The organism is Streptomyces djakartensis, assembly GCF_014651075.1.
GTDB lineage: Bacteria > Actinomycetota > Actinomycetes > Streptomycetales > Streptomycetaceae > Streptomyces > Streptomyces djakartensis.
Genome location: NZ_BMWE01000004.1, coordinates 254,003 through 266,819 on the forward strand (window position 1 = coordinate 254,003; position 12,817 = coordinate 266,819).

Below are 12,817 nucleotides of genomic sequence, written 5' to 3' on the forward strand. Positions count from 1 at the left end.
CTCCTCTGGCCGACACGGGCCGCCTTCACCTTGAGAACCGAACGGCCAGGAGACCGCATGGATCAGCTCGACCTGTTCGCCGACGCTGACAAGCCCGACGAGCCAACCACCCCGCCCGCCCCGGTGGCGCCACCCCGCCGATACCTCACCGACCTGCCGCCCGCTCCCACCCCCGTAACCATCTCCGCCCAACCCGCACGCGCCCTCACTGTCGTCGAGCGCAAGCTGGGCCACTATCGGCCGACCCAGCGCAACCCACATGCCCACGCCTTCGAGATCGCTGAAGCCGTCAGCTACGCCTGGCACCACGCACACGGAGGCAGCGCCATCGAGGTCCCGATCGGCGTGGTCGCCACGCTCGCTCTCTGGCCCCTTCGTGGCCCGGACGCCTACCTCGCCGCCGACTGGTGGCTCAGCCTCGACGACACCGACCTGTTCGCCGCATTCCGTGAATGCTGGGCCCGCTGGTGGATCATGCGGCCTGACCTCATTGACCGCGCCACCCCACTGCATAAATGGATCGACGACGAGAATCCCGACCCGCGTCGGGCCGGAGCCGTCCGCGCTGCCGTAGAAGCCTCGCTCACCAACGGGCTGCTGCACTTGACCAGCAGTGACGACGCCGACCTCCGCTCCACGACGGACGTGATGGGGACCGTGTTGGCCGTCATGCGCTCCGAGGGCGCCCACGACGCACTCGCGGAGATACATACGCCGCCGGAGGTGGCCTACCTGATGGCCAGGATGCTGCTCGACGGCATGTCGCTCAAACCAGGCATGACGTTCGACGAACCCGCCGGCGGGACCGGCGGCATGTACCGTGCCGCCGCGCAGGTCATGCGTGAACGCGGCATCGACCCACACGAGTTCGGCTGGTCGCTGACGGACGTCGACCCGCTTGCGGCCGCGGGGGCCGCCGTCAACGCGATCCTCTGGGATCTCGGTCCGCACGTGCTCATCGGGTGCGGTGACACCCTGCACGAGGGCAACGTCCCCGCGAGGGCCGCCCGGGAGGCGCGCGACTCTCTGGAGCGTCGCGATCGGCTGCACTCGCAGGCGGTCTTCCTGGCGGCGATTCAGAAGGTGGAAGCCCTCATACGCCACGTGGCCGCCTGACCTGCGGAAACTCTTCGAAATCTCTCACGGGAGATCTTGAGTTCCTCCTAAATGCATATAGAATAGAACCATGATGAAAGGGGGAGCCATGGAAGAGCTGCCGTTCACCTTCCCGTACTGCCGCAGCCATGAAATCCGCTGCCAGGAACCCGGCTGCGAAGCCTGTGCCTGCGACCACTGCTTCGACTGTGGCGCCTGCCCCACCCAGATCTGCGACCACGACGCCTAGCGACCTGAAACGCAGACCGGCAGCCCAGCCACAACTCCGCAACACGAAACGGACGGAGAGTAGATGACCTACAAGCAGGGCGATCGCATCGCCCTCGTCCACACCACCGACCCGCATACCGACCTCAAGCCCGGAGACGAAGGCACCGTCTACCGGTTCGACGCCGCACTCGCCCAGCTCTCCGTGAACTGGGACAGCGGTTCGAGGCTCTCGATGCTCCTCGACGACGGCGACGAAGTGCGCCCTGCATAGCAGCCCCCGGGGCCGCCTCCTTGGAGGCGGCCCCGCCGCTCAACCAACAGACCTCTTGGAGAAGCGCACATGCTCATCACCGACGCCGCGGTCCGGGAAACCGCGGCCACCATCGCCCAAAGCCTCGGCGGAGACTGGGTGATCGACCCGGAAGCACCCACCGACGGCGCCGCCCACCTCATAAGCACCGACGGAAAAGGAATCAGCTTCCGCCCCATCTTCGGCGGAACCACCGTCCAACTCTGGATCACCGGAAGTGCCCCGCCGCCGCCCCCGATCGACGCCACCCCCACCGAACAAAGCACCTACGAGGCCCAGAACGCCGTACGCCTTCCCCAGGGGCACAGATACAACAAAGCGGCAACCCTCGTCACCGAGAACGACGAGGAACCCGAGACCATCATCATGCGCACCCTCGAAGACGACCTCATCCCAGCTTTCGAATACAAACCCGGGTACGTCGGCCACCGACCCTGGGTCGACCTGTTCGACAACGCGCTGTCTGAAGTGATGGATGAAGCCGGGCCGGCAACGGACACGACCCTCCGGGACCGCGACCCCGAGTCGGACGACATCGTCGGATCCACCGAGAAGTCCGCTGACGCCGAACCCGGCCCCGCCGTAGAGAGGGACCCACAGCCGGCCGCGGCCGAAGAAGCTCCACACGAGCCCGCGAGCCCACCGGTTCAGGCAAGCTCACCGACTCGACGGAAACGCCCCCGACGGACCTCTGGGAAGGCGGCGAAGTGACCGCGGACGCCGACCAGCTGTGCCCCTCCTGCGGCGTCGCCCCCGGGAACCTTCACGAGAAACGGTGCGACGTGGCCCGATGCGCCGCCACGGGAAGGCAGCGGAGCGGCTGCCACCACGGGGACGGCTGCAACACCATGTGGACCGGTCAATACCCCGGGTTCGCCGAGGCCATCGAGTACGGGTACTTCGCGCGTCTGGTCCCCGGCGCGGGCTGGCAGGAGTGTGCCGCCGACGCCCCGGATGCGATTCCGGATCTCAACCGGCTGTACCGCGACTGCCACTGGGATCCCCGTACCCAGCGCATGGTTCGTCACGCTCGTTGACCGGTTCGGGCTGGCCCCGGCAATAGCCGAAAGCCCCCCGTTGTAGCTCCGGCTGGCTGCCTGAACGGGTTATCTTCTTCTACGAACGCGTTCGGCTTGTGGTGATTGCCATAGAGGCTCCGCCCCTACGCAGAGCAGCGGAGCCTCTATGCGTTGGAACAAACGGAGAGCTGAAGATGCTACGCACCCAAGCGTCTTGAACGGACACTGGCAAGGGTCGCCAAGGCTTCAAAAGTTCTGTCCTGTTTCGACGGTGACGACTCGTGTTCCGGGCGGGGCTGCCTGTCTTAGGGCTGCGGCCTCGTCAGGGATGGTGAATAGCACCAAGTCGAGTTGCTCCACTAATTTCATGTCGAGCCTGGCGGGATCGGGACGGATCAAGCCGTACCAGCCCCTGGTCGACCTGGGCACGGCCGAGCCGATCGTGACTAGGACACCGCAGCCGAAGTGATAAGCAGTCGCTGTCAGATGAACGAATGCTGGCTTGCCGGTCTCGGCACGAGCCTGTGCCAACGCGGTGTCCTCCAGTCGCTGCCGGGCGGCGGGAGCTAGCGTCTCCTGCCACTCGCTGACAAGGGGGGCATTGGCCTCGGGGAACCGGCGAGCTGCGTACTCAATCTGCTGGGTGCGCCAACGCTCCCTGCCGACACGCTCCTCCTCTGCATAGGCCTCGGCCTCCGCAAGTGCACCTGCTGTCGCCCACAGCCATCGCCAGACGCCCGTGCTCCCCAGACTCACTGGACCTGCCGGGGCATGGGGCAGAAGGGCGGCATTGAGAACACGGACCACTACCTCCCTCAGAGGGGCCTCACCGTCGCCCTCCCAGTGTCCGTGCCGACCAGCCGGGCACGTACGGTGGCCGTGGCTGCAGGTGCATTCCTCGGTGACGAACTGTGCTGGACCGGCCTCCACGGCATAGCCTCCGCCGTCTGCGGTTTTCACGAGCAGCGACGGGGCGGATCCCAGCCAATTCCTGGATCGGTCGGATACCCAGCACACCCCAATGTCGTCGGCAGCGTAGCGAGCAGTGCGCTCTTCTATGTCCGCGTTGGTGGTCGCGGCTAGCTGAACCTCCCAGGCCCAGCGATTGGTGCCATTGGGACTGGCCGACAACACATCCGCCCGCCATCGTCCCTCGGGCCCGGCCGCTTCCACGGACGCATGATGACCCGCAGCGCGAATGGCACTAGCCAGCGCCAGCTTCAGCCGGTGGTGTGCCACCGACTCGCCCGCCAGGGCACACTGCCGAGACGTTCGCGCATCATGTGCAAAGAACCGGACGCTGCCTGGGGAGAGCTTGGCGTGAACGCGGTGGTGGCAGGCCGGACATAACAGGACCGGTCGAGGCCGCACGCGGTGCACGGTTGCCCAGTCCCGCCCACACCCCAGATCCGACTGCGTTGCGTCCAGGATCCCGAGGTCGGGGTCAATTGCGGTAAGGCTCATTTCTCTCTCCCCGTCCCACAATCAACAGAACGCGGCTGTCGGGGTGAAGATCATCGTAGGTAAAGGTCAGCGGCGCTGTTCATCGATCAGTTGAAGGTACCTGTCGTATTGGGTGTCAGCGACCGCGCGGTTGCGGATGAGGCTTCCTTCTTCCATTCGGTAGGTGCGGTCGGGGTCGCCTGCGAAGGACAGCCAGTTGAAGGAGGTGGTCACCCAAACGTTGTCGTAGACAAGAACCTTGGCATGGGTGCTTTTCAGGCGGGTGAAGGTGAACTTGTCGGGGTAGCGTGCGGCGAGATTGGTGAGTCTGCGGACGGCGTCGGGGTCGGTCTTGCGGTCGTTGTCCTCGTAGCCGTAGGCGATGTCCACCTTCACACCTCGGGTGAGACGGGCTTCGAGTCGGCTGATGAACTCAGTTGTGATGATGGTCTTCTTGATCCACGGAGAGATAAGCAGCAGCCGGCGGCGGGCGTGGGTGAGCGCGTCTTCGAGGATCTCGGGGTGCTCGAAAACCCCGATGGCACGGATTTCGTCCGTCTGCGGCTGAGGTTCGGCCGGGGCCTTCGGGGTGGGGGTCTGGGCTCCAAGCTGGAAGGCGGCCTGTTCGGCGCGGTGCTGGGTGACCTCGGCCAGAGGTACACGGGCCTTTTCCAGCTCGGAGTCCAGGACGGGTCGCTCGGCTGGTGGTTCGACGGTGATGCCGAGGGCCTTGGCCCCGCCGAGACCGATCAGGGCGAGCTCGTGGGGGTGGCTGAGTTCCCCGTCGACGACGACCCCCAGTTGGACGTCAGTGCGGTCCGTGTCGGCGTAGACGAGCAGCTTGACTGGCAGGACCCGGCGGGATGGGGACTGTTGGATGCTCTTGACCTGCAGCACCTCACGGTCGGTGGTGCCGTTGTCGCGCAGCAGGGCCGTGATGGCGGCGGCGGTGATGTCGCTGTCCTCGACCGGTCCGGAGCGGGCTGCGGGCAGCATAATCATGCCGGCCTGTTCGGCTTGGCCGCGGGGGATGGTGGTGTTGCGGTTGTAGGGGGCTATCTTCCACAGCATCTGGTCGTAGACGAGTGGCTGATTGACGCGGACCGGGACGTTCTGCGCCGCCTCGCGGGCGGTGATCCGGCCCTTGTCGGTCAGTTGCAGGCCGCGTACGGCGGAGTCGTCGCCGGAGGACGGGCGGGACCAGCGCAGGTCGTCCGAGCTGAAGAGAGCGGCGACGGTCTGGTCGACCATGCGCTCGGGAAGGCCGAGCATGCCGGCGATGCTGTGCCCTCGGGTCACCTGGTGGTCGACCAGCCGCAGGACGAACTCGTCCATCAATGGGAGGCCCTTGCTGTCCTGGGCGAGGACCTCAGCGGTGATCTGAGCCACCGGCAGCCCGGCGTCGACGATGGTGACCAGATCGAGGCCAGGGCGTGCGTTGTGAAAGCGGACGGCCAGGAGGCTGTTCGGGCTAAAGGTAGGCATCGCGGATCTCACAGTCTTCCGGGTGGCCGCTCATATAGTCGAGGACGGTGCGCAGGGCTCCGGGTTTGCTCCGGCAGAACCCGGCGTCACCGATGACGATCAAGCCGAAGCGGGCGCGGCTGAGGGCGACGTTGATACGGCGCCAGTAGGGCTCGCCGAGGAACCCGAAGTGGCCGCGAGTGTTGCTGCGGGTGACGCTGAACACGGCTAGGTCGCATTCGCGGCCCTGGACGGCGTCGACTGACAGCACTTCGGGCGCGATGTGCTTGAGGTGGGTCTTGAGGAAGGCCAGTTCCCGAGTGAGCTCGTCGACCTGGCGGCCGTAGGGGGCGATCACCAGGACATCAAGGGGCCGACCGTACGGGACTTGGATGACCTTCTTCTCGATGGCCTGGTCGATGACCTTCAGCCGATTCATCGCGAGCTTGGCCTCAAGCCGGTTGGAGATGCTGGTCTCGGTGCCGGTGCGGTCGGATTCGCGTCGGCTCTCCAACGCACTGGTGTCCAGCCACAGGACCGGCTTGTTGATCCCGTCATAGCCAGGTAGCGCGTGGTCGTTGGGAGAGATCAGCTTCCCACCGTAGAAGCAGCTGCTGATCATGTTGCCGATCGCTGGGGTCATCCGGTACTGCTCGCGAAGCAGGTGCTTGACCGGGGCGTCGGCGCAGTTGGCGAAGTACTGGAACAGGGTGGTCTTCACCAGTTCGGGGATGAGCTGGTGGTCGGCCATGATCTGCTCGTTGCGGAGCAGGTCCTCGTCGATGGGCGGCAGCTGATTGGTATCGCCGACCAGAACCCACCGCTTGGCCCGGGCCAGCGGGACCAGGGCCTCGGTCGCAGTTGCCTTCGACGCCTCGTCGAAGATGCACAGGTCGAATTCCAGGTCCCTGACCGCCCGGTGGCCGAGGAAGCCGATCGCGGTGCCTCCGACGACCTGCCGGGTGCGCAGGAAGGCGGTGATCAGGTCTTGGTCCGTTCCGATGCGCTGGAGCCACTCGCCCTGCAGGCGCAGCAGGTCCATCAAGTTTCGACCAGGGCCCGACGAACCAAGGAGAACAGCGACCGCGTCGCGTGCGTCGGAGGCGCTGAGGTCTTCCCGCAGGGTCAGATCGCCCGCGAGCGTGACCTGAATCTGTGCGAAGAGCTCGGCGCGCTGGCCGATCAGCTGCTCCTGGCGGGCGCGAGCAGTGACGATTTCCTCGCCCAGTTCCCGGGCGGAGCTGGTGCGTTCGGGTGCGGGCCGGGTCGAAAGTTCCTGTAGGCGCGCCGTCACGTGGGCGAGGTCTGCGGCCACGGCGGCGAGTTCCTCCAGCAGCAAGGAAGCCCGGAGGTGGTGTGCTTCCAGACCGTTATCGGCGGCTACCTCATCCAGGTACTTCTCCGCCCGTACGCGCACACTCTGGGTCCACTTCTTGACCTGCCGGTCCAGGAGCAGCGGCTGGGCACTGGCCGCGACCCGCGGGTCATCCGCGCGGCCCAGGCGGACCAGGCCGGTGACACCGGCGTTCTCCAGCCGTGCTAGAGCGTTGTCGATGGCGATATGGGTCTGGCTGACGATGAGAATCCGCGCGTGGGGATTGCGTTTGAGGGTCTGCTCAACGATCTCGGCGATCACCGTGGTCTTGCCGGTGCCGGGCGGCCCCTCGACGAGCAGGAGGTCCTGGGCCCCCAGTGCGTGCGCGACGACGTCCCGCTTGCTCTTATCGAGGTCGGCACGGACCCAACTGGTGACGCCCGTGGGCGGGCCGACCGGGATGGTCGCTGGATTGTCAATGTACTGCCGCAGCATGGGGTTGGCGCTCTGGCCGGCGGCGACGGCGCTGAGCGCGTCGCGCTGACGGTTGATGGCGCCCTGGCTCTGGCCGATCGATGGCAGCAGTACACCCCGGGAGGGCAAGACTGCTTTGGGGCGCGTCATCCGTAGCACCAGGGTTCCGTCGGTCAGATTGGTCACCTCACCACGGTCCAGGGGACGGCTGTAGGGGTATTCCGCGACCGACCACTCCTCCCCGATCTCCGCCGCGCCACCAGCATCGGTGAGGTGGAAGACGCGAGTCTGGCCGCCGCCTTCCATCCGTTCGTAGGCGATGGGCTTCCGGCCTTCTGCCGCGGCTTCCTCGCGAGCCTCGAGTACCCGGCGCCAGCCCTCGAACAGATCACCCAGGCTGTGGATCTTGTCTGCCTTCTCCTGAGCCTCGCGCTCGTCCAGGTGCTCATCAAGCTTTTCCAGCAGAAGGTCGAGCCCGTCGTAGGCGGGATCCTCTCCGGGGTCGTCGAAGGTCCAGTTGAGGGCCGGGCCGAGCTTGAGAGCCGCTTCGCGGCGTCGGGCCATCCACTCCTCCGGCCGCTCCTCCGCCGAGACAACAGCGGAACGGTCCCTGGGGTTGTCCCGGTCGCTCTTCAAACGCAGGAACAGGGTGCGGCCGAACACTCGGATCGTTTCTGTGTCCGTCTCGCGGGCTTGGGCGTTGTAGCCGTAGTCGACGTGGACCGTGCCGGAAATGTCGGCCAGCACCTTGGCCTTCGCAGCCTCCCAGTCGGGTTCCTGACCAGGTGGTGGCCCGGTCACGGCTGTCGCCGCGGGGCGGGTCATCTTCAGCCAGACGGCGTGGCGGCGGCGTCCGTCGCGGTCGTCGTGGACCTGCTGTGCGGCCAGGAGCTTCGCTTCCAGGACACTGGCGTTCGCGGGCCTGTTCTGCGGGTCGTAGTCGATGCAGGACGTCAGGATGCTGCGGATGTCCGGTTCGAGGTCCAGCTCGTCCAGGACGGTCTGAAGGTCGGCGTAGTCACGAGCCTTGTTGCGGGACAGGACCTGAATAGCCAGAACCGCAAAGGCGTAGACGTCACGGACATACGGGATCGCGTCGCTTAGATCCGGTGGTGCATACAAGCTGGACCTGAAGTCGGCCACTGTCTCGTCAGTCACGACTGCGGCCTTGGACAGGATCTTGGCGATGCCGAAGTCCGCGAGCTTGACTGTGCCGTCGCCGGTCAGCAGCACATTCGCCGGCTTCAGGTCCCGGTGCTCGATCCGCTTCTCGTGCGCGTAGGCCAGCGCGGACACCAAGGGGCCGCCGATCCGCGTGAAGTAGGCCGGCCAGTCAAGCGGACGGCCCTGCGTCATCTCCTCCTTGAGGCTGCGGTCGATCCACTCCAGGGCGATGAAGTACCGCTCCAACTCGGCGTCCCACCCGGAGTCGAGCATCCGCACGATGTTCGGGTGATCCAGCGCCTTCAGCGCCGAGGTCTCCCGCTCCAGGAATATCTCACTGATCGAATCGTCACGTTGCTTGAGCAGTTTGACGGCCACATAGTCGCCACCTGTGCTCACCATGTCGACGGCCTTGCGGACTTCAGACAGACCACCCAAACGTGCTTCCTGAGGAAGCAGCGCGAACCGGCCCTTGATCGTCTTCCCCACCCATTGCTCCCTGCTCAGCCACCCTGCTGGTGTCCCCGCCCTGAGCACCTATCCTGCCAGTGGATTACGCCGCCGATCAGCGGTTTGATCTGAGAAGACCCGTCTTGCCTGAACTGCCGTTGAGGGCCGCTGCTCGCCTGCTGTAGCACGCAGATGTCCTGGCCTGTCAGAAGTGCCGTTGAGGTTCCGCTCCCGCTAGCCGGAGCGGAACCTCAACCCGTTGGAAGGGCTATCCGCTGCGGACGAGTTCCAGACCCACTTCCGAGCTGGCGTTATTGCCCGAAAGTCCGGTGTTTCCGGCCGTCCGGGGCGAGGTTGGGACGCAGTTGGGACGCAAGGATAGGAACAGACCGACAAAGACTGAGGGGCGGAGGCATAGCGCACTCCGTCTGACCAGCAAAAACGTCGCGAACGGGCACTGATCGGCGAGGACCGCCAAGATCCTCAAAGGACTCATAATCCGTCGGCCGTGGGTTCGAGTCCCACCCGCCCCACCTGGACACCCGTTCGAAGAACCGTTGTCACCAGCAATCCGAGCGCCCCAACAGGTTTAGACCAGATGGGGCGCTCAGTCGTTTCAGGCGTCCTGCGTGAGCGATGCGTGAGCGGCAGTGTCAGACGGCAGTGGACGGCGGGCGCGCGGAACGATGCTCTCGGCGTTCCTCGCCACCTCCTGATCGACCTGGGGGAGGAGGCTGGTGTACGTGTCGGACGCGAGCTGGATCGTCCCGTGCCGCAGCGTCTCCTTGATGGCGTGGAGATCGCCCCCGCCAGCGTGGATCAGAGTCGCGGCCACGTGGCGCAGGTCACGAAGATTGATCGGCGGCAGTCCGGCTTCCCGGCACGACCGGCGGAAGACGTCCGAGACCTTCTCCGGGTGCAGCCATCCGCCGTCCTCGTCGGCGAACACCTTCCCCGTCTCCTGCCACGGGAGGCCCTTGTCGAGGTAGGCCTGACGCTCCGCCTGCTGCCGGATGCGGTGCTCGGCCAGAACCTGCAGAGTGGCCGGCCCCAGAGCGATGGTCGCCGCGCTGCCCTCCGTCTTCGGGTCGCTCTCCACCGGCGTCCAACCGTCCTGAATGATCGTCTTGGAGACGGTCAGCTGAGCCTTGGCGAAGTTGATGCCGGACCAGTCCTGGCCAACAGCTTCGCCGCGGCGCAGCCCCCGGAACGCGATCAGGTGGAAGAGGGCGTACAGGCGGTCCTGTTCGGCGTGGTCGAGGAAGACATCAACAGCGGCCGCTACAGCGAAGAGCAAGCCGACGAGATCAGCCGCTCCTTCGAAGAGTCGTGCCGGGAGGTCCTCGACCGCATCCAGGACGAGATCGAGGCACACCGCAGGCGCTACAACCTGCCCAGCGCTGCTTCACAATGGACAGATGAGTGAGCAGGTCCCACCCGGTTACTACTGCACACGCGATGTGGCCCGCGTCCTCGGCGTCCAGCCCGACGCGGTGCGGCAGCTCGTCCACCGGGGCCGTCTCAAGCGGTCCGGAAGCACCCCACGGCAGCCCTGGTACCGCGTCGCAGATGTCGCCGCGCTCGTCGCTGGACGCGTCCCCAGCAAGGCCGCTTGACCGCAGGTCAGAGGCGTGTCACGGTCCCGGTGTACAACTGTGCCCACAGACGGCACCACAGGCGCACGCTGAAGCCCCGGCCGGGGCTTCGCCGCACCTGGGGCACGCGACTAGATGCCTGGATTTGCGCCGTCTGAAGATGTTGGATCAACACCCACTGGCGGGAGGCCGCGACGCGCGCGCTCCGCGTCTGCAAGAGCCCTGATCAGGTCCGCCTGAGCCCGAGTGCGCTCCGAGTAAGCCTGAGTCTGGGACTTCTTGTACTCAGCAAGCCCCGTCAGTACAGCCTTCGTAGCAACCCCGATCATCGTCCCCAGGCTGACGATGGAGATCACAACCACTGGCGCATGCCCTGGGTCGACAACCCGAGCAGACGAAGCATCTTGGTTCAGGATCGAGTGCACACCGAACACGGATGTGGCCGCAAATCCTCCAATGACCGCTGCAAGCCACGCAACGCCAGCGAGCCCGGTGAACGGACCACCCCCGGTGAATTTGCGCACCAAGAAGGCAACGCCAACTAAGAGCAGTGGGGCCGCAGCAGCCAGAACCCGCACGTTCTGCCGCTGCGCATCAGTCACAACGAGCAGAGCAAAGCCGGTCAGGAGTGGCATGCCCCAGAACAATACGAGCTGGAGCCGCCGCCTTGCCCGGTGCGCAGTTGCGTCCCTCGCCTGCACTTCGTGCCATAGATGCTGCCAATCCGTGTGCACCGCACCCCCTGCGACATGTAGGCGATCAGCCTCTCAAGGGACCGCAGCAAGCACCAGAGGAACTCACGGTCCCCAGGCGGACGCTGCGATGCCTGCCAACGCGAGGCCGGCCGTCAGCGCACCAGCGTGGCCGCCAAGGGCTACGACGCACTATGGGCCCGCACAAGGGCCGCGTACCTACGAGCACACCCATACTGCGAGCAGACCCTGCGGACGCGGGGGAGGGCTCGGTGTCAGCGCGATTCGGGCCTCGCCGGACGCCGACCGGCATCATCTACCCCCTCAGCTCCCTTTGGTTCCTCCCGTACCAGCGGGAGGAACGCTATTAATCCGGCCGTGTCTTGGCGTGCGCCACTTGCGTTGGAAAGCTGTGACACGACGCTTGTGCACTGTGTCAGCGGCCCTGGTTTCCCGCTCCCATCCCAGGCGGTCGGTAACCAGGGCCGCCGTGCGTTCAGGACCGCGGTCGGAGTCTGCTCGTTGACGCCCGGACCACCCCACTGCGTGCGCCTCCGCGGGGCTGCCGGGGATTCTGGCGCGGTTCGGGCCGGGGTGGCCTGATGAAGTCGGACGCGTCCGGCCTGGTGCCAGCGCCTCGGGTCCGGAGGCGGATTGCCCATCCTGGTCATGGACGGCGGTCAGCTGCGCGGGATCATCACCGCGCACGACATCAACAGGCCCGACGGCCCAGAACCGGGCCGACGCGTGGTGCTCCACCTTCCGGCTAAGGGCTTTTCCTGCGGCGCCCGACCGCGAGATGGGCTTTGAATCGGTCGGCAAGCGCGGCTTCGGCATGGCGGACTTCGCGCAGCGCCGGAACAGGCGTGTGTGTTGCAACGGCCATCTCTGGTAAGACGGCTGGCGCAGCCCAAATCCGCAGCGGTGCAGCAGGAACAAAAGCCACCCCTGCCTCAGCCGGTACTCGTGGAGAGCAGGAGGCGGGCGATCCGGCCGGGATCGTCGGACATGGGGAGTGCCTGCAGCCGTGCAACCGGACCTGGCGGGGCCTTGATTCCTGATCTTGGACACACGAGACACTGGATCCTGAGGATCTGGGAACGGACATCTCGTGGTCATGAAGAACTATCCGCCGCAGTTCAAGGCGGACGCGGTCGCGCTGTACCAGTCGCGGCCCGAGGCGACGATCCGGCAGATCGCTGCCGATCTGGGAATCAACCCCGAGACCTTGCGGAACTGGATCCGGGCAGCCGGCGCGAGCCGGCCACGGGGACGCCGGGCAGAGGCATCCGCCGAGCCGCCGACACCACTGGAGGTGGAGAACGCCGCTCTGCGCCAGAAGGTCCGCGAGCTGAAGGAGGAACGCGTCGCCGCTACGGCGTGAAGCGGCTGTGCACCATCCTGGGCATCGCCCGCTCCAGCTTCTACTACTGGTGCGGGACGGCCGCAGACCGGGCCGCCCGGCAGGCGGGCCGAAGCCCGCCTCGCCACCCGGATACGGGCCGTGCACCACGATTCAGGCGGCACCTACGGCGTCCCCAGACGATAGGGCCCGCCCTCCTGAC

General features: G+C 66.2%; 12 protein-coding genes. 7 read left to right on the forward strand and 5 right to left on the reverse strand.

Features of this window, described 5'->3' with window-relative positions; all coding sequences use genetic code 11:
* Positions 1-57 precede the first annotated feature (57 nt).
* The 5 genes from IE212_RS09060 (at position 58) to IE212_RS09080 (ending at position 2,673) form a co-directional block, all read left to right on the forward strand.
* Entirely contained in the window at positions 58-1,116 is a 1,059-nt protein-coding gene (locus IE212_RS09060; protein WP_190197209.1) for an N-6 DNA methylase, read from the forward strand.
* A 70-nt stretch (positions 1,117-1,186) separates the two neighbouring features.
* Entirely contained in the window at positions 1,187-1,345 is a 159-nt protein-coding gene (locus IE212_RS09065; protein WP_190197210.1) for a hypothetical protein, read from the forward strand.
* Between the two features lie 63 nt (positions 1,346-1,408).
* Positions 1,409-1,597 (forward strand): DUF4314 domain-containing protein, encoded by a 189-nt coding sequence (locus tag IE212_RS09070; protein ID WP_055717851.1) that lies wholly within the window; start codon positions 1,409-1,411, stop codon positions 1,595-1,597.
* 69 nt (positions 1,598-1,666) lie between these two features.
* Positions 1,667-2,347 (forward strand): hypothetical protein, encoded by a 681-nt coding sequence (locus IE212_RS09075; RefSeq protein ID WP_190197211.1) that lies wholly within the window; start codon positions 1,667-1,669, stop codon positions 2,345-2,347.
* Between the two features lie 137 nt (positions 2,348-2,484).
* Positions 2,485-2,673, forward strand: a complete 189-nt coding sequence (locus IE212_RS09080) for a hypothetical protein (protein ID WP_190197212.1) — start codon at positions 2,485-2,487, stop codon at positions 2,671-2,673.
* A 228-nt stretch (positions 2,674-2,901) separates the two neighbouring features.
* Here the strand turns inward: IE212_RS09080 and IE212_RS35595 are convergent, their stop codons facing one another.
* The 4 genes from IE212_RS35595 to IE212_RS09100 form a co-directional block, all read right to left on the reverse strand.
* Complete coding sequence (locus IE212_RS35595; protein WP_190197213.1) at positions 2,902-4,119, reverse strand: competence protein CoiA family protein; 1,218 nt, start codon at positions 4,117-4,119, stop codon at positions 2,902-2,904.
* Positions 4,120-4,185: 66 nt separating this feature from the next.
* On the reverse strand, positions 4,186-5,583 hold the full coding sequence (locus tag IE212_RS09090; RefSeq protein WP_190197214.1) for a phospholipase D-like domain-containing protein: 1,398 nt from the start codon (positions 5,581-5,583) through the stop codon (positions 4,186-4,188).
* Complete coding sequence (locus IE212_RS09095; protein ID WP_229864154.1) at positions 5,570-9,004, reverse strand: serine/threonine-protein kinase; 3,435 nt, start codon at positions 9,002-9,004, stop codon at positions 5,570-5,572. The genes IE212_RS09090 and IE212_RS09095 overlap by 14 nt, the downstream gene beginning before the upstream one ends.
* A 577-nt stretch (positions 9,005-9,581) precedes the next feature.
* Positions 9,582-10,262: a site-specific integrase gene (locus IE212_RS09100; RefSeq protein WP_229864155.1), complete on the reverse strand. Its 681-nt coding sequence runs from the start codon at positions 10,260-10,262 to the stop codon at positions 9,582-9,584.
* A 121-nt stretch (positions 10,263-10,383) separates the two neighbouring features.
* On the opposite strand from IE212_RS09100, the gene IE212_RS09105 reads away from it, so the two are divergent.
* Positions 10,384-10,581, forward strand: a complete 198-nt coding sequence (locus IE212_RS09105) for a helix-turn-helix domain-containing protein (protein ID WP_190197216.1) — start codon at positions 10,384-10,386, stop codon at positions 10,579-10,581.
* Positions 10,582-10,691: 110 nt separating this feature from the next.
* Here the strand turns inward: IE212_RS09105 and IE212_RS09110 are convergent, their stop codons facing one another.
* The gene (locus IE212_RS09110; protein WP_190197217.1) at positions 10,692-11,195 is read right to left on the reverse strand and encodes a hypothetical protein; all 504 of its coding nucleotides are present in this window, start codon (positions 11,193-11,195) and stop codon (positions 10,692-10,694) included.
* A 1,174-nt stretch (positions 11,196-12,369) separates the two neighbouring features.
* Between IE212_RS09110 and IE212_RS09115 the strand changes: the two genes are divergently transcribed.
* Positions 12,370-12,636, forward strand: coding sequence for a transposase (locus IE212_RS09115; RefSeq protein WP_229864157.1), 267 nt, complete (start codon positions 12,370-12,372; stop codon positions 12,634-12,636).
* Positions 12,637-12,817 lie beyond the last annotated feature (181 nt).